Origin of the sequence: Pseudomonas sp. CIP-10 (assembly GCF_020911845.1) — a bacterium.
Classification (GTDB): Bacteria; Pseudomonadota; Gammaproteobacteria; order Pseudomonadales; family Pseudomonadaceae; genus Aquipseudomonas; species Aquipseudomonas alloputida.
Genome location: NZ_CP087160.1, coordinates 2,359,048 through 2,376,112, shown reverse-complemented (window position 1 = coordinate 2,376,112; position 17,065 = coordinate 2,359,048). Strand labels below are relative to the sequence as shown.

Annotated in this window: 17 protein-coding genes; 11 read left to right on the top strand and 6 right to left on the bottom strand. The window is 62.9% G+C overall.

Annotated features, from left to right (window positions below; all coding sequences use genetic code 11):
- Nucleotides 1–13: 13 nt before the first annotated feature.
- The 5 genes from LMH93_RS10785 to LMH93_RS10765 all read right to left on the bottom strand — a co-directional run bounded on the left by LMH93_RS10785 (nucleotide 14) and on the right by LMH93_RS10765 (nucleotide 4,503).
- Nucleotides 14–769: an ABC transporter permease gene (locus tag LMH93_RS10785; protein WP_003256045.1), complete on the bottom strand. Its 756-nt coding sequence runs from the start codon at nucleotides 767–769 to the stop codon at nucleotides 14–16.
- Nucleotides 769–1,974, bottom strand: coding sequence for an ABC transporter substrate-binding protein (locus tag LMH93_RS10780; protein ID WP_230065141.1), 1,206 nt, complete (start codon nucleotides 1,972–1,974; stop codon nucleotides 769–771). Before LMH93_RS10780 ends, LMH93_RS10785 begins: the two co-directional genes overlap by 1 nt.
- Complete coding sequence (locus LMH93_RS10775; protein WP_012052014.1) at nucleotides 1,961–2,782, bottom strand: ABC transporter ATP-binding protein; 822 nt, start codon at nucleotides 2,780–2,782, stop codon at nucleotides 1,961–1,963. The genes LMH93_RS10780 and LMH93_RS10775 overlap by 14 nt, the downstream gene beginning before the upstream one ends.
- Nucleotides 2,779–3,843 (bottom strand): acyl-CoA dehydrogenase family protein, encoded by a 1,065-nt coding sequence (locus LMH93_RS10770; RefSeq protein ID WP_185279484.1) that lies wholly within the window; start codon nucleotides 3,841–3,843, stop codon nucleotides 2,779–2,781. The genes LMH93_RS10775 and LMH93_RS10770 overlap by 4 nt, the downstream gene beginning before the upstream one ends.
- A 99-nt stretch (nucleotides 3,844–3,942) precedes the next feature.
- On the bottom strand, nucleotides 3,943–4,503 hold the full coding sequence (locus LMH93_RS10765; protein WP_003256052.1) for a carboxymuconolactone decarboxylase family protein: 561 nt from the start codon (nucleotides 4,501–4,503) through the stop codon (nucleotides 3,943–3,945).
- 102 nt (nucleotides 4,504–4,605) lie between these two features.
- On the opposite strand from LMH93_RS10765, the gene LMH93_RS10760 reads away from it, so the two are divergent.
- From LMH93_RS10760 to LMH93_RS10750, 3 genes are all read left to right on the top strand, one after another.
- On the top strand, nucleotides 4,606–5,517 hold the full coding sequence (locus tag LMH93_RS10760) for an AraC family transcriptional regulator (RefSeq protein ID WP_047603034.1): 912 nt from the start codon (nucleotides 4,606–4,608) through the stop codon (nucleotides 5,515–5,517).
- Nucleotides 5,483–6,667, top strand: a complete 1,185-nt coding sequence (locus tag LMH93_RS10755) for an NAD(P)/FAD-dependent oxidoreductase (RefSeq protein WP_230065358.1) — start codon at nucleotides 5,483–5,485, stop codon at nucleotides 6,665–6,667. The genes LMH93_RS10760 and LMH93_RS10755 overlap by 35 nt, the downstream gene beginning before the upstream one ends.
- Nucleotides 6,668–6,898: 231 nt before the next feature.
- Nucleotides 6,899–8,524, top strand: a complete 1,626-nt coding sequence (locus LMH93_RS10750) for a methyl-accepting chemotaxis protein (RefSeq protein WP_230065140.1) — start codon at nucleotides 6,899–6,901, stop codon at nucleotides 8,522–8,524.
- A gap of 53 nt (nucleotides 8,525–8,577) precedes the next feature.
- On the opposite strand, the gene LMH93_RS10745 is transcribed toward LMH93_RS10750, so the two are convergent.
- The gene (locus LMH93_RS10745) at nucleotides 8,578–9,984 is read right to left on the bottom strand and encodes a purine-cytosine permease family protein (protein WP_012052008.1); all 1,407 of its coding nucleotides are present in this window, start codon (nucleotides 9,982–9,984) and stop codon (nucleotides 8,578–8,580) included.
- 316 nt (nucleotides 9,985–10,300) lie between these two features.
- Between LMH93_RS10745 and LMH93_RS10740 the strand changes: the two genes are divergently transcribed.
- The 8 genes from LMH93_RS10740 (at nucleotide 10,301) to LMH93_RS10705 (ending at nucleotide 17,063) form a co-directional block, all read left to right on the top strand.
- Nucleotides 10,301–10,786, top strand: a complete 486-nt coding sequence (locus tag LMH93_RS10740; RefSeq protein ID WP_003256061.1) for a flavin reductase family protein — start codon at nucleotides 10,301–10,303, stop codon at nucleotides 10,784–10,786.
- A gap of 80 nt (nucleotides 10,787–10,866) precedes the next feature.
- Entirely contained in the window at nucleotides 10,867–11,907 is a 1,041-nt protein-coding gene (locus LMH93_RS10735) for an LLM class flavin-dependent oxidoreductase (RefSeq protein ID WP_003256063.1), read from the top strand.
- A 264-nt stretch (nucleotides 11,908–12,171) separates the two neighbouring features.
- Complete coding sequence (locus tag LMH93_RS10730; protein ID WP_003256068.1) at nucleotides 12,172–12,768, top strand: amino acid synthesis family protein; 597 nt, start codon at nucleotides 12,172–12,174, stop codon at nucleotides 12,766–12,768.
- Nucleotides 12,769–12,836: 68 nt separating this feature from the next.
- On the top strand, nucleotides 12,837–13,670 hold the full coding sequence (locus LMH93_RS10725; protein ID WP_003256070.1) for an alpha/beta fold hydrolase: 834 nt from the start codon (nucleotides 12,837–12,839) through the stop codon (nucleotides 13,668–13,670).
- Nucleotides 13,667–15,148, top strand: coding sequence for an aldehyde dehydrogenase (locus tag LMH93_RS10720; protein ID WP_003256071.1), 1,482 nt, complete (start codon nucleotides 13,667–13,669; stop codon nucleotides 15,146–15,148). The genes LMH93_RS10725 and LMH93_RS10720 overlap by 4 nt, the downstream gene beginning before the upstream one ends.
- Before the next feature lie 12 nt (nucleotides 15,149–15,160).
- Nucleotides 15,161–15,646: a flavin reductase family protein gene (locus LMH93_RS10715; protein WP_003256072.1), complete on the top strand. Its 486-nt coding sequence runs from the start codon at nucleotides 15,161–15,163 to the stop codon at nucleotides 15,644–15,646.
- Between the two features lie 186 nt (nucleotides 15,647–15,832).
- Complete coding sequence (locus LMH93_RS10710; RefSeq protein ID WP_003256073.1) at nucleotides 15,833–16,222, top strand: carboxymuconolactone decarboxylase family protein; 390 nt, start codon at nucleotides 15,833–15,835, stop codon at nucleotides 16,220–16,222.
- Nucleotides 16,223–16,310: 88 nt separating this feature from the next.
- Nucleotides 16,311–17,063, top strand: a complete 753-nt coding sequence (locus tag LMH93_RS10705; protein ID WP_003256074.1) for a GntR family transcriptional regulator — start codon at nucleotides 16,311–16,313, stop codon at nucleotides 17,061–17,063.
- Nucleotides 17,064–17,065: the final 2 nt, after the last annotated feature.

Here is a 17,065-nt window from a genome sequence, read left to right as displayed (position 1 = left end):
CCCCATTGGCCTTTCAGCCATGCACCCAGCGCCGATGCAGCCCACGCGCCAGGGCATCCAGCACAAACCCCAGCACGCCAATCAACAGCACCATCGCCATCAGTTCGGAATACGCCAGCCGGTCGCGGGTATCAAGAATGAAATACCCAAGCCCCGCACTCACCCCAAGCATTTCGCACGGCACCAGCACAATCCACAGAATACCGATGGCCAGGCGCACGCCCGTCAGCACGTGACCGATCACCCCCGGCACGATCACCTTGCACAAGGTTTCCCAGCGCGTTGCACTCAAGCTGCGGCTAAGTTGCAGCCAGCGCGGGTCCAGTTGACGCACCCCTGCCGCCGTATTCAGCAAGATCGGCCACAACGCGGCAAACGCCAGCAGGAAGTAGATCGGCTGGTCACCCACGCCCATCAGCATCACCACCACAGGCATCCACGACAATGGCGATATCATGCGCAGAAACTGGAATGCTGGCGTGGTCGCCGCCTCCAGGTGCCGGTAGCTGCCTACCAGCAAGCCCAGCGGCACACCCATCAGCAGCGCCAGCAGCAGCCCAATCAGGATGCGCTTGAGGCTGACCCAGATATGCCCATAGACCTCGCCCTGCCCCAGCAGCTCGACCAGGCTGGCCAGGGTTGCCGCCGGCGAAAAGCGCGCCGACAGGCCGTCGGCCTGGCCGAACAGTGCTACACCGGCCCACCATAACAGCAACAAGGCCAGCAACCCGACCAGCCCAAGGCCGGCATGTACGACATGGGTGCGCATCAGACCGCAAACTCCTCGCTACGCTCGAAGTTGTCGGCAATGCCGAACACCGACGGGCCACCCACTGTCGCGATGGCATTACGCACGAAGCGATCGTCGACCAGGTCGCGGGCGGCATACGCCGGATCCAGCCCGGCAAGGAAGGCATTGTCGCCTTCGATCAGGGTGGTTTTCAGGCGCTTGACCAGCTCTTCGGTGTAACTCGGGAACGGGTATGGCTGGAAGTCGATGCGCTTTTCGTCCCACTGCTGATGGCGAATGGCACCACTGGCAATGTAGCCAGCACGGTCTTCGGCGGCGGGCGCCAGGACCTTGGTCAGCACCGCAGGCTCGTGCGGGGTGTACTTGTTGGGGCCCGCCCGGGACAGCAGTGCGGCGGCTTCGGTGCGATGGTCACGGGTCCATTGCTGGGCCTTGACGATGGCGTTGACCACTTTCTGCGACCATTCCGGGCGGTTATTCAGGTCATGCTCGTGCATGAACACCACGCAGCACGCATGGTTGCGCCATACATCGCCGGTAAAGCGCTGCACGCGGCCCACCTTGAGGTTCTCGGCCAGTGCGTTGAACGGCTCGGCAACGATGTAGCCGGCAATGCGCTTGCTGGCCAGAGCGGGTGGCATGTCGGACGGTGGCAGCACCAGCAGGTTGACTTCGTTGGCGGCCAATTGCGCATTGGCCGGCTTCGACACTGGCGTCAGGCCGTTGTCGTTGAGCATCTGTTGCAGTACCACATTGTGGATCGAGTACCAGAACGGAATGGCCACCGTCTTGCCACCGAGCTGTTTCACGTCGGATATATCCGGCGCTACAGTCAGGCCCGAGCCGCCCACGTGGTTCCAGGCCACCACCTTGGCTGGCACCTTGCTGCCATAGCGCGCCCACACCGTCATCGGCGAAAGCAGGTGGATGACATTGACCTGGCCGGAAATGAATGCCTCGATCACCTGCGCCCAGCTGCGCAGCAGCACCGGGCGCTCGGCCTGGATGCCTTCGGCCTCGAACAAGCCGTTGTTATGTGCCACCAGCAGCGGCGTGGCATCGGTGATCGGCAGGTAGCCGATGCGCACCGGCGCGTCCGGCTCGGCAGCAGCACGTGCCTGCAAGCTCGACAGCAACGGCAATGCACCGGCAGCAGTGAGCATGGCGCCGAGCTTTAGGAAGTCACGACGCGAAGAAGAAGAACAGCAGTCATCCATGCACATGGACAGCCTCCGAGGGCAAAGGGGTTGGGGTAGGTTCGACTGTGCGGCTTGCCCGCCGAAGGGTTTTGAGGATGTCTATGCGCAAGGCCCCCAGCTCTTCGACCCTCTGCGTGCGCGGTTGCGGCAGGTCGATGTGCCACTGGCCAAGGATGTGCGCTGGGTGGTTGCCCAGTAGCAGAACCCGGTCTGACAGCAGCAGGGCTTCGTCGATATCGTGAGTGATCAGCACGGCCGCGGTCTTGTGCGTGGCGATCAGTTGCAGCAGCAGCTGCTGCATGTCGGCGCGGGTCACCTCATCCAACGCACCGAAGGGTTCATCCAGCAGCAAGACTTCGGGCTGGCGTGCCAGGCAGCGGGCCAGCGCGGTGCGCTGGGCCATGCCGCCAGACAACTGCGCCGGGTACTGGCCACGCGCGTGGGCCAGGCCCACCGCCGCAATCGCATGGTCGATGCGCGCACGGCGTTCGGCATCCGCCAGCTTGGGCTGACGGGCGAAGTCCAGGCCGAAGGCGACGTTTTTCTCCAGGCTCAGCCATGGCAGCAGGCTTGGGTCCTGAAAGGCCACCGCCAGACGCGGGTGCGGCCCCTGCAGCGGCTGGCCGTGCAAGCTCACGCTACCGCCGCCAGGCTGCTGCAGGCCTGCCAGCACCCGCAGCAGGCTTGACTTGCCCACACCACTGGGGCCAAGAATGCTCACGACTTCACCTGGCGCGAGCTGCAGGTCGAACTGCGCCAGCACCTGCTGCCAACCCCCCTCACGCGGGTAGCCCAGGCGGATGTCACGGGCCTCCAGCAACACTGCGCTCATGCAACGCCCGCCTGGCGCTGCAGTTCGGCGCGCAATTGCACCAGGCTGGGCGTGACGATCGGCACGAAGGCCGACTCCCGCCAGCGGCGGGCAAACCCTTCGCCGTATTCGCTGAGGTAAGCCTTGCCGCCACTGGCCTGCAATTCCAGTTGCACTGCGTCGGCAGCACTTTCAGCCAGGATGATGCGCAGCTTGAACAAGGCCGCCGGCTGCTGCTGGAAGCGACCGTCGAGCAAGCCCTGCTTGAGTTCGCTGACGGTGTTTTCCAGGCGTTCGCTAAGCACCTGACGGGCTTCGTCGAGGAACGAGGCTCGGCCATGCAGGTGCGCGTGAACCTCTTCCAGCGCCCGTCGCGCCAGGCCGATGGCCATGCCACATTGCAGCGCCAGGAAGGCCGGGCGTACCCGTGGCAGGAATTCGCGTGCATTTTCATGCAGCAGCCAGTCGCGTGCCAGCGATACCTGGTGAAAAGCCAGTGCTGCCGTGTTGCTCGACTGCAGGCCCATCAGTTGTAGATCATCAGAACGTTCCAGGCCTTGAGCGTCGGAAGGAACGGCCAGCACAAACGGCGCGCCGCCGGCTTCATCCTCGATGGCCGCCGCCACCACGAAGCCGCTTTTACGCAAGTTGGTCACCCAATGCAGTCGCCCTTCCAGGTGCCAGCCATCGGCTGCCGGGCGGCCACGCACCTGCAGCGCTTCGATACCGGACAGGAACTTCATGGCGTTGGACAGCCCGGTGGCACCGGCCAATTCACCGGTCAACAGGCGCGGCAGCAGGCGCTCACGCAGGGGTTGGTTGGGGCTGTGCAGCAGGTATTCGATGAAGGCACGCTGGCCCCAGCAGACGAAAGCCGCAGCCAATGAGCGGCTGGCAATGGCGGCGATGGCCTCGACCGCATCGGTCACCTGCCCGCCCGTACCGCCCAGCGCTGGGTCGACCCCTGTGCGCAACAGCTGCGATTCTGCGATCTGCGCCAGCACCTGCTGCGGTTCGCACAGGCCCCGGTCGATGGCCTCGGCATTGGCATCCAGCCAGTGTCGAAATGCACAATCTTGCATGGTCTTGCTCCTTTGATAACGCCGGGGCCGCTCTGCGGCCCGTTCGCGGCACAAGGCCGCTCCTACAACGGCCTGGTAAGGGCCATTATCACAGGTGGGCTACGCAGAAGGCTGCCAGCGGTATTTGCCAAGCTCTTCGTTGAGTGGCGTCTGGGCGAAAACATTAGCAAAGTTGCACAGGGTTGCGAGACTTACGCCCAGAATCACCTCCAAGGCGTTGCCTTCACTGAAGCCGGCCTCACGGAAGGCCTGGTAGGTGGCTTCGCTGACATTGCCACGGGTGGCGATCACTTCGCGGGCAAAGGCGGCCAGGGTTTCGTAGCGGGCGTTGGGGAGTTCGCCACGGGCACGCAGAGCATCGACCACCTCCTGCGGCAGCTTGGCCTTGTTCAGCGCGACGGCCGTATGGCCGGCCACGCAAAAGTCGCAGCCATGCTGGGTGGCCGCGATCAGTTGCACCACTTCACGCTCGGCCAGGCCAAGCTCAGACTTGCCATTGAGTGCCGAAACGGTCACGTAGGTTTCAAGCGCCGCCGGGGCGTTGGCCAGCACGCCGAGCAGGTTGGGGATGAAGCCGGAATTCTTCTGGGCATTCTCAAGAAACGGCCGTGCCGCTTCCGGGGCGCTCTGCAGCGTGTGTAAAGTAATGCGCGAGGACATGCAGTGATCTCCTTTGATGAGTGTCACTACAGTCTGTTGGTTATAAGAACTACCCTCCATATTCATCAGTCGCCTTTCCTTGTTCCTGAGTCTTTGTATTAGATGATTTCGTCCAGCCACCTTGTCGATTGGTTATTAGAGGGCCTGGAGCTCGATGCCAGCCTGTTTCATGTCGGGCGCTATTGCGGTGGCTGGCATGCCAGCACCCAGGGCATGGGCCGCGCCAGCTTTCACCTGGTGGTGCAAGGGCATTGCTGGCTGCACATTGACGGCCAGCCGCAACCGGTGCGCCTGGAGAAGGGAGATGCCGTATTCCTGTTGCGCGACCTTGCCTATCGCTTGTCCAGCGATCAGGACCCGGTCGACGCCTGTGCCCAACCGCGCCAGGCCATGCAGGCGCTGGATAGCGAAGCCAGCGACGGCGTCGGGCTGGTTTGCGGCTTCTTCCATTTCCAGTCCGGCCTGTCTTCACTGATTGTCGAAGGCCTGGCCGACTGGATCCTGCTGCGCGCCGAAGACCCCGCCGGCAGTGCGGCGCGGGCGCTGTTCGAGCTCATTCTGGAAGAATGCCGGCGGGCCGCCGGCCCGTCGCAGGCGTTGCTGGAGCGCTTGACGCACCTGTTGTTCCTGTACGTGCTGCGCCAGCAGGTCATTGCCGGGCAGTCACTGGGCGGGCTTGTCGCCCTCGCTCGCCAGCCAGCGTTTACCGGGCTGCTGGAGCAGTTGATCGAACAACCGGGGCAAGCCTGGACGCTGGAGAGCATGGCCGCCTGCACCGGCTTATCGCGGTCTGCGTTTTTCAAGCGCTTCAACGAACTGGCGGGGCAATCGCCAGGGCAGGTGCTGCTGGCACTGCGCATGCGCCATGCCAGCCAGTTGCTGCGGGCGGGTAATACCGTGGAGCAAGTGGGTGCGCAGGTGGGGTATCAGTCGGTGGCGGCGTTTACCCGGGCGTTTGCCAAGGCCATGGGGGTGCAGCCTGGGGCCTATCGGCGCCAACACGAAGGGCGCTGATCGGCGTACTTCCCTACTACTCGACCAGGCGCAACGTGCCGACCTCAGCATCAGCGTGCTGGCGCCACGGCCGGAACTGCGCATTCGTCCGCGCTTTTACGAGGCCGACGTGCATGGCATGAAGGCACCTCTGGGTGATCTGTTCGAGGCCGTGGGCATTCACTTCTTCCCGGGCAACGCCGACAGCATCGACACCGAAGGCCGCAGCGTCAGCTATACCGATACCCACGGCCAGCCACAGCACATCGCCTACGACCGCCTGATCCTGGCCGCAGGCAGCCAGGTTGCCCGCCCGGCAGTACCAGGCCTGGCGGAGCATGCGTTCGATGTCGACCAGATGGAATCGGCCATGCGCCTGGAGCAGCATCTGGTCGATCTGGCCGCCCTGCCCGCTTCGCCAACTCGCAATACCGTGGTGGTGTGCGGCGGCGGCTTCACCGGCATCGAGACCGCAACCGAAATGCCTACTCGCCTGCGCTCGATCCTCGGGGCCGACGCGGCATTGCGGGTAGTGGTGGTCGACCGTGGTGCGCAAGTGGGGGCGGCATTGGGTGAAGGGATCACACCGTCGATTGTTGCCGCGTGTGAACAGGCCGGGGTCGAATGGCTGGCCGGCGCTTCGGTGGTGGCTGTCGATGCTGCGGGAGTCACCCTGGACAACGGCGAGCACATCGCCAGCAACACGGTAATCTGGACCGTTGGCGTCAAGGCCAGTCCGTTGACGGCGCACGTTGCCGGCGAGCGCGATACCTTCGGCAGGCTGAAAGTGGATGGCCATTTGAAAGTGCTGGGCCAGGAGCACGTTTACGCCACCGGCGACACCGCCTGGGCTGCGGTGGATGACCTGGGCAACCATGCCCTGATGACGTGCCAGCACGCCATCCCCATGGGCCGCCACGCCGGCAACAACGCCGCCGCCGACCTGCTCGGCCTGCAGCCGGTGCTGTATCGCCAGCCCAAATACGTCACCTGCCTGGACCTGGGAGACTGGGGCGCCGCTTTCAGCGAAGGCTGGGAGCGCGAACTGAAGCTGCACGGCCAGGAAGGCAAGGCCCTCAAGCGCCAGATCAACTCGGTATGGATTTATCCGCCAGCGGCTGACCGCGCCTTGGCGCTGGCTGCGGCGGACCCAATGATCGCCATCGTTTAACGGCATTTTTTCTGACAAAACCGTCAACAATTGGCGGTTTTGTCAGTTTTGGCCGTTACATTGAATGGCTGTTCAATAATGATGGCCATATGGCATCATTGAAATCAAAAAAGTCACGAGGGTGAGACACACAAACAACTCCGCAGCGCATCAAGAGCCTGGCGCCATACCGGTGACCCGGCCATCCACCCAAGCTCCTGAGGCCTGCACGCCACCGTCAAGGAGCATTCCATGCAGTTACGGAATTTGAAGATCGGCATTCGCGCTGCAAGCGTGTTCGCCCTGTTGGGCATCCTGGTCCTGTTCATGGGCTTGATCGCACTTTACGAAACCCGGCAGATGGACAAGGCCACGGATGAAATCCGGGTGACCTGGATACCGGCCGTAATAGCCCTCGGTAACATGAGCACCAACCTCGGGCGTGCCCGCGCCGTCACCTTGCGTGCCGCGCTGGACGACAACCCCAGTGACCGCGAGCGCAACCTGCAGATGCTCAACGGCATCAATACCGAGCTGAATAATGCGCTGAAGGATTATGCCGACACGATCATCGCTGCCGATGACCGCGCCCTGTTCAATGCCTTCAGCGCTGCTTATCAGCACTATTTCGAATTACAGACCCGTGTGCTGCAAGACATTCAAGCTGGGCGCATGGACGATGCCAAGCAGCAGATCAGCGGCCCGCTGACTCAGCGCGCCGACAGCATGATGCAGGCCATGGCAGCGTTGATCGCCTATAACGGCACAGGTGCCGAACAAGCCTCGCAGCGCAGCAGCGACGTAGCGGACGAAGCGTTCACCGCGCTGGTTGCCTCACTGGTGGTGATCATGCTGGCCCTTGCCGCCATCGCTACCGTGCTCACCCGCAGTATCGTCGTGCCGCTGGCCGATGCACTGGCTGTGGCCGAGCGCGTGGCGACCGGCGACCTGACCCGGGAGATACGGGTAACCGGCCGCGATGAGCCGGCCATGCTATTGCGCGCCCTGAGCCGGATGCAGGGCAGCCTGCGCGATACCATTCGCCAGATCGCCGCGTCCTCCGACCAACTGGCCTCGGCCTCGGAAGAACTGCACACCGTCACTGAAGACACCAGCCGCGGCCTGCATCAGCAAAGTGCAGAAATCGACCAGGCCGCCACGGCGGTGAACCAGATGACTGCGGCAGTCGAGGAAGTGGCGAACAACGCGGTCAGCACTGCTGATGCTTCCAAAGGCGCTGACCAGACCACCCGCGATGGCCGCGACCAGGTCAACCAGGCGCTGGCATCCATCCAGCATCTGGTAGCGGATGTGACCGGCACATCGGTTGAGATCGAGCAGCTGGCCAGCAACGCCAACGAGATCAGCCGGGTGCTGGACGTGATTGGTGCAATTGCCGGGCAGACCAACCTGCTGGCACTGAACGCCGCCATTGAGGCGGCACGGGCCGGAGAGGCAGGACGTGGGTTTGCCGTGGTGGCTGACGAGGTACGCGCCCTCGCCCACCGTACCCAGCAATCGACGGCAGAGATCGAGCAGATGATTGCCGGTATCCAGAACGGCACCGAGCGGGCGGTAGCAGCAATGCACAGCAGCCAGGGTCGCGCCACGGGTACGCTGGAAGTGGCACAAAGCGCAGGGCAGGCGTTGGAAGTGATTGCCGAGGCCATTGCTTCGATCAACCAGCGCAACCTGGTGATTGCCAGTGCCTCGGAAGAGCAGGCGCAGGTCGCACGCGAGGTGGACCGGAACCTGGTGAATATTCGTGACCTGGCGATGCAAACGTCGGCGGGCGCGAACCAGACCAGTGCGGCGGCGCAGGATCTGTCGCGGTTGGCGGTGGACCTGAACGGGATGGTGGCGCAGTTCAAGGTTTGATCCAAAAACAGCCGGGGCCGCATTGCGGCCCCGGCTACAGCAACAGCGGTCTATCAGTCGTTGACGCTTACCACCCGCCCCGCCTTCTCGACAGCCTTGCCGCGCGTCGCCAGGCAGTAGTAAAGCGGCACGGTCACCAGCAAGCCGAACAGCCACGACAGGTCAGCCCCTTCGACAATGTTCGAGTACGGCCCCACATACAGCGAAGTATTGGCAAACGGCAGCTGCACCAGGATGCCGCAGGCATAGGCAATGATCGCGTGGTGGTTGAAGCGGCCATAGATGCCGCCGTCGGCACTGAAGATCGAGGCGATGTCGTACTGGCCCTTCTTGATCAGGTAGAAATCGATCAGGTTGATCGAAGCCCACGGCACCAGCACCAGCAGCAGCGCCAGGATCAGGCCGATGAACTGGCCGATGAAGTCCGCCGAGGCATTCAGTGCCACCATCCCGCAGCCCACCAGAATGACCGAGGCCAGGATCACCCGTACCCTGATGCTCGGCGTCCACTCGGCCATGAAGGTCTGGATCGCGGTCACGATCGACAGCACGGCGCCGTAAAGGTTGAGGGCGTTGTGGCTGATGATGTTAAGCAGGAACAGCACCATCAGGATCGGGCCCAGCCAGCCGGTGGCCTGCTTCACCGCATCCATTGCGTCGGTGCCTTCCGGCACGCACAGCACCGCCACCGTACCAAAGCTGAAGCACAGGATGGTGCCCAGGGTGGCGCCGAAGTAAGTGGCCCAGAACGGCTTGGCAATGCCCACTTCACGGGGCAGGTAGCGCGAGTAGTCAGAGGTGTACGGCGAGAAGCTGATCTGCCAGATCACACCCAGCGACACGGTGGCAATGAAGCCCGACAGGTTGAACGCGCCACGGCTGAAAAAGTCAGCCGGCAGATCCTGGACGAACATCATGATGAAACCGGCCAGCAACGCCGAGCCCATCACCCAGGTACCGATGCGGTTGAGGATATGGATAAAGCGGTAGCCGATCACGCCAATGGCAGTCGCACTCAGGGCACCGATCACGATCGCGCCGGGCATCGGCACGCTCGGCGCGATGCCGTGAATGGTCTTGCCCGCCAGGACGATATTGGAAATGAAGAAGCCGACATAGATCAGCGCGGTGAAGAACACGATCAGCAAGGCACCGTAGCGGCCAAACTGGCCACGGCTCTGCACCATTTGCGGAATGCCCAGCTGCGGCCCCTGTGCAGAGGCCAGGGCGATGACCACGCCCCCGACCAGATGGCCCAGCACGATGGCGATCAGGCCCCACAACAGGTTCAGGTGGAACACCTGGACCACCATGGCGCCGGTCACGATAGGCAATGGCGCAATGTTGGTACTGAACCAGAGGGTGAACAGGTCGCGCGCCTTCCCATGGCGCTCGGCAGGTGGAACGTAATCGACCGTGTGATTCTCGACAAACTGGTGTTGCGACGACGGTTGGGACATGGTTTTCAGCTCGAAAGGTCGTTTTTATCTTTGTAAGGAAACCGCATCAAGGCGGCCTCTCAGCTGCGGACCATATTATGGTATTCCAAACTTTTGACAACACTGATCCGCATGAAAAAACGGCCACTGATCCGCTTGCGAAACCCCTGCGACAAACCGCCTCACCGCTCAAGGCCACGGTTTTCGTGGCTTTGGGCCGTTCATCGCGAAAACGCAGGGTTGAAAATTCCGCTTGCAAAATAGGTATTACGGTATACCATCAGACACATCAACGATAAAAACCGCGGACCACCGCAGCCCTTCAGAGGTACTCCCGATGATCGACGCAACTGTCTACAAGAACGTTCTGGGCTCCTTCCCGTCCGGCGTTACCGTCATCACCACCCAGGACGACGACGGCTCGGTCGTCGGCCTGACCGCCAGCGCCTTCTCCTCCCTGTCGATGGACCCGCCGCTGGTGCTGTTCTGCCCCAACTACACCTCCGACTCCTACCCGGTACTGATCAAGCAGAAGCGCTTTGCCATTCACCTGCTGTCCGGTGAACAGCAGGCTGAAGCCTACGCGTTCGCCAAGAAGGGCAAGGACAAGGCCAGCGGCATCGAGTGGACCCTGAGCGAACTGGGCAACCCGATCCTGGCCGGTGCCACCGCCGTCATCGAATGCGAACTGTGGCGTGAATATGAAGGTGGCGACCACGCCATCATGGTGGGCAAGGTACACAACCTGATCGTCCCTGCCGAAGCGCCACGGCCGATGGTGTACTGCCGCGGCAAGATGGCCAGCCTGCCGGCCTTTGCCTGAAGCCTGCAGTTGGACGCAGCCTGCTCCCACACTGAAGCCCGATTGACTGACGGGCAATAACAAGCGTTGAGGAAAAACCCATGAAATTTTCGTTGTTCGTACACATGGAACGTTGGGATGAACAGGTCAGCCACCGCCAGCTGTTCGAAGACCTGACCGAACTGACCCTGATGGCCGAAGACGGCGGTTTCAGCACCGTGTGGATCGGCGAACACCACGCCATGGAATACACCATTTCGCCAAGCCCGATGCCGCTGCTGGCCTACCTGGCCGCGCGCACCGAGAAGATCCGCCTGGGCGCTGGCACCATCATCGCGCCGTTCTGGAACCCGATCCGCGTCGCTGGCGAATGCGCCCTGCTCGACGTGATCAGCAACGGCCGCATGGAAGTGGGCCTGGCCCGCGGCGCCTACCAGTTCGAGTTCGACCGCATGGCAGGTGGCATGCCGGCCACCGACGGCGGCAAGGCGCTGCGCGAGATGGTACCGGTGGTGCGTAAGCTGTGGGAAGGCGACTACGCCCACGACGGTGAAATCTACAAGTTCCCGACCTCCACCAGCGTACCGAAGCCGTTCAACGCCACGCCGCCTATGTGGATCGCCGCCCGCGACCCGGACTCGCACAACTTCGCCGTTGCCAATGGTTGCAATGTCATGGTCACCCCGCTGATGAAGGGGGACGAAGAAGTGCTGGACCTGAAGAACAAGTTCCAGGCCGCCCTGGACAACAACCCAGATGTGCCGCGCCCGCAACTGATGGTACTGCGCCACACCCATGTGCACAGCCCGGCTGATCCGGAAGGCTGGAAGGTCGGCGCCCAGGCGATCTCGCGCTTCTACCGCACCTTCGATGCCTGGTTCGGCAACAAGACCACCCCGGTGAATGGCTTCCTGGAGCCGAGCCCGGAGTCGAAATTCGCCGAAGTGCCGGCGTTCCAGCTGGAGAACATCCGCAAGAACACCATGATCGGCACGCCGGAAGAGATCATCGCACGCATCAAGTACTACCAGGAACTGGGCGTCGACGAGTTCAGCTTCTGGTGCGACAACAGCTTGCCCCACGCCGAGAAGAAGAAGTCGCTCGAGCTGTTCATCAAGGAAGTGGTGCCGGCGTTCGCCTGAATTCCCATTGCCTGAATCATTGCGGGGCGCGCCCGCTCCCGTGGGCCCCTTCGGCCTGCGTGAGCGGGCTTTTTTTTGAAACCTGTGCAGTCCCTGTGGAAGCGGGCAAGCCCGCGAAGAGGCCAGTACAGACAACAGAGAAATCAAGGCATCAGGCCACCTTTCGTCCCCCGGCAAGAGAAATTTCCTGACACCTCTTGCACAACAAATATTATGGTATACCATCAGACAACAAGAGCTGATAACCCTCACCAGGAGCCATCCATGAGTTTCGAAATCCGCAAGATCGTCACCTACTCCGAAGAGACCCGCATCGAAGGCGGCAAGGCCACTGACAAGCCGGTGACCATGGTCGGCCTGGCCGTCGTGATCAAGAACCCATGGGCCGGTCGCGGTTTCGTTGAAGATCTGAAGCCGGAAATTCGCGCCAACTGCTCGGAGCTGGGTGCCCTGATGGTCGAGCGCCTGACTGCTGCCATTGGCGGCGCCGACAAGATCGAGGCCTACGGTAAGGCCGCCGTCGTCGGCGCCGATGGCGAAATCGAGCACGCCTCGGCCGTCATCCATACCCTGCGCTTCGGCAACCACTACCGCGAGGCGGTACAGGCCAAGAGCTACCTGAGCTTCACCAACAAGCGCGGCGGCCCAGGCACTTCGATCCAGATCCCGATGATGCAGAAGGACGACGAAGGCCTGCGTTCGCACTACATCACCCTGGAAATGCAGATCGAAGATGCCCCGCGTGCCGATGAAATCGTCGTGGTCCTGGGCGCAGCCGATGGCGGCCGCCTGCACCCGCGCATCGGCAACCGTTACATCGACCTGGAAGAACTGGCTGCCGAAAAAGCCAACGCTCAATAACAACAACCAAGACGGGCCGGGGCGTGGCGTGCTTACCCGCCGCGCCCGACCTTCAAGGAGCGCCCTCCATGATTCAGCCTGTCGCTGAACGCACACCTGCCGGCACCAGCTATCTGGATGTCGGCCAGGGCCAACCCGTGGTGCTGATCCACGGCGTGGGCCTGAACAAGGAAATGTGGGGCGGTCAGTTCGTTGGCCTGGCCAACGACTACCGCGTCATCGCCTACGACATGCTCGGCCACGGTCAAAGCCGCGTACCGGCCGCCGACACACCGCTGGAAGGCTATGCCGACCAGCTCGCCGAACTGCTTGACCACCTGCAAATTGCACAAGCCACCGTGATCGGCTTCTCCATGGGCGGCCTGGTTGCCCGTGCGTTCGCCCTCAATTACCCGCAGCGCCTGGCTGCACTCGTCGTGCTCAACAGCGTGTTCAACCGCACCCCCGAGCAAAGTGCCGGGGTGATCGCCCGCGCTGCCCAGGCGGCGGAGCTGGGCCCAGACGCCAACGTCGATGCTGCCCTGGACCGCTGGTTCAGCCGTGAATACAAGGCTGCCAACCCGGCGCAGGTCGCCGCCATTCGCCAGGTGCTGGCGAGCAACGACCCGCAGGGCTACCACACCACTTATTCGCTGTTCGCCACTCAGGACATGTACCGCGCCGACGACCTGGGCAGTATCCAGGTGCCGACGCTGATCGCCACCGGCGAACTCGACTCGGGCTCCACCCCGGCCATGACCCGCCAGCTCGCCGCCAGCATTCCTGGCGCACGCAGTGTGGTCCTCGCCGAGCAACGGCATATGATGCCAGTGGAAGCACCGCGTGAAGTCAACAAGATGCTGCTGGACTTCCTCACCCAAGCCCGCACCCTCACCGAATCCGCCAAGGGGATTGTTGCATGACCCTCGTTCGTTTCCAGATGTGCATCGACGGCCAATGGCGCGATGCCCAGAGCGGCAAGACCTTCGACAGCCTCAACCCGGCCACCGCCCAGGCCTGGGCGCAACTGCCAGACGCCGATGAAGCCGATGTGGAGCTGGCCGTTCAGGCCGCCCAGCGTGCCTTCGACAGCAAGGCGTGGCGCAGCATTACCGCCACCGCGCGCGGCAAGCTGTTGCGTCGTCTGGGTGACCTGATTGCCGAGAACAAGGAGCACCTGGCCCAGCTGGAAAGCCGTGACAACGGCAAGCTGATCCGCGAAACCCGCGGTCAGGTCGGCTATCTGCCAGAGTTCTTCCACTACACTGCGGGCCTGGCCGACAAGCTCGAAGGCGGCACCCTGCCGCTGGACAAACCCGACCTGTTCGCCTACACCGTGCACGAGCCAATCGGCGTGGTTGCCGGGATCATCCCGTGGAACAGCCCGCTGTACCTCACCGCGATCAAGCTGGCGCCGGCCTTGGCTGCCGGCAACACCATCGTGCTCAAACCGTCCGAGCACGCCTCGGCGACCATCCTCGAGCTGGCCCGACTGGCCCTTGAGGCCGGCTTCCCGGCCGGTGTGGTCAACGTGGTCACCGGCTACGGCCCCAGCACCGGCGCGGCGCTGACCCGCCACCCGCTGGTGCGCAAGATCGCCTTCACCGGCGGTGCCGCCACCGCCCGCCACGTGGTGCGCAGCAGTGCCGAAAACTTCGCCAAGCTGTCGCTGGAACTGGGTGGCAAGTCGCCGAACATCATCTTCGCCGACGCCGACCTGGACAGCGCCATCAATGGCGCCGTGGCCGGCATCTACGCCGCGTCCGGGCAAAGCTGCGTGGCCGGTTCGCGCCTGCTGGTGCAGGATGAAATCTTCGACGTGTTCGTCGAGCGCCTGATTGCCCGCGCCAAGCGCATCCGCATCGGCAACCCGCAGGACGACGCCAGCGAAATGGGCCCGATGGCCACCGCGCAACAGCTGGCAGTCGTCGAAGGCCTGGTGGCAGCAGCCAAGGCCGAAGGCGCAAAACTGCACATGGGCGGAAAGCGTGCCGACGTTGAAGGTGACGGCTGGTTCTACGAGCCGACCCTGTTCGAGTGCGACAGCAACGCGATGACCATCATGCAAGAAGAAGTGTTCGGCCCGGTCGCCGCGGTGATCCGCTTCAAGACCGAAGAAGAAGCACTGGCCATAGCCAACGACTCGCAATTCGGCCTGGCTGCCGGCATCTGGACGCGCGATCTGGGCCGTGCCCACCGCCTGGCCCGCGACGTGCGTTCGGGGATCATCTGGGTCAACACCTACCGTGCCGTGTCGGCCATGGCACCGATAGGTGGTTTCAAGAACAGCGGCTACGGCCGTGAGAGCGGCATCGATTCGGTGCTGGCCTATACCGAGCTGAAGACCGTGTGGATCAACTTGTCCACCGCGCCGATGCCCGACCCGTTCGTGATGCGCTAAGAGGAACACGAGATGATCGAACCCGGCATCTACAAAGACGTGATGGGCTCCTTCCCATCCGGCGTCACGGTAGTGACCACGCTGGACGCCGACGGCGGCATCGTCGGCATCACCGCCAGTGCATTCAGCGCGCTGTCGATCGACCCGGCGCTGGTGCTGTTCTGCCCCAACTACGCCTCCGACACCTACCCGATCCTGCGCGACAGCAAGCAGTTCGCCATTCACCTGCTGTCCGCCGACCAGACCGCCGAAGCCTATGCCTTCGCAGGCAAGGGCAAGGACAAGGCCAAGGGTGTGGAGTGGCACCTGAGCGAGCTGGGCAACCCCCTGCTGGCCAAGGCTACGGCGATCATCGAGTGCGAGTTGTGGCGCGAGTACGACGGCGGTGACCACGCGATCATCGTCGGCGCGGTGAAGAACCTGGTGTTGCCGGCCGAGCCGGTGACCCCGATGGTCTACCACAAAGGCAAGCTCGGCGCCCTGCCGCCGCTTGGCTGATACATCTTGAAGTCGGTGTTGGCTTTTTCGCGGGCTCGCCCGCTCCCACAGGTATCGCACAGATCCTGGAACCCGTGGGAGCGGGCAAGCCCGCGAAAAAGCCAACACCGATGACCCTGTTTTCAGGGGTCGCGCTAATCGTCTCACCCTCGGTTGCGGCCCCTGTTTTATGCCGGAGTACTGCACATGAGCAATGAAAAGTACGAAAAGGGTCTGAAAATCCGCACCCAGGTGCTGGGCGAGGACTACGTCAACCGCTCGATCCAGAACGCAGATGAGTTCACCAAACCGTTGCAGGAGCTGGTCACCGAGTATTGCTGGGGTCACGTCTGGGGCCGTGAAGGCTTGTCGCTGAAAGAGCGCAGCATGATAAACTTGGCCATGATTTCCGCGCTCAACAGGCCCCACGAGCTCAAATTGCACATTCGCGGTGCCCTGCGCAATGGCCTGAGCCGTGAACAGATTCGCGAAATCCTGCTCCAGGTCGGCATTTATTGCGGCGTACCCGCGGCGGTGGACAGTTTCCGCCTGGCCCGTGAAGCCTTTGCCGAAGCCGATGCGGAGCCAACCCGTTAACAACGGGCTGTTCGAACCACTGCATGGAAAGCCTCGGTTCGAGGCATTCCGCGATGTTGGCGCAACAGCCTCATAAAGAGCGCACCTGATGAAACGCCAGCCACTCGACGACAGCTTCAAGGTCAACCGCAATCCCGTTACTCTGCGCGAAATCGTGCTCGACAAGCTGCGCGCCGCTATCATGAACTTTCACCTGCTGCCCGGCGACCGCCTGGTCGAACGCGACCTGTGCGACCGCCTCGGCGTCAGCCGCACTTCGGTACGTGAAGCGCTGCGTCACCTGGAGTCCGAAGGCCTGGTGGAGTTCGCCGACGCCAAAGGCCCACGGGTGGCCATCATCACCCTGGAAGACGCACGTGACATCTATGAGCTGCGCTGCGTGCTCGAAGGCCTGATCGTGCAACTGTTCACCCTCAACGCCAAGGCCAAGGACATCCGTGCGCTGGAACGCGCGCTGGAAGTGAACCGCGAGGCACTGGAAGAAGGTGAGCTGCAACAGGTACTGGATTCGGTACAAGGTTTCTACGATGTGCTGCTGGAAGGCTCCGGCAACCAGGTGGCGGCCCAGCAGTTGCGCCAGTTGCAAGCACGCATCAGCTACCTGCGCGCCACCTCGGTATCGCAGGAAAACCGCCGCGGCGCCAGCAACCGCGAAATGGAAAAGATCGTCGAGGCAATCAAGGGCGGTGACCCGCTGGTAGCCCACCAGGCCTCGGTCGACCACGTCCGCGCCGCCGCCAAGGTGGCCCTGGACTACCTGCGCCAGAAGCAGGATGACAACGCCAAGGTGCGCGACATTGTCGAACCCTTGGCCCTGAAGGAACCCCGCATAGGTCGCTGATC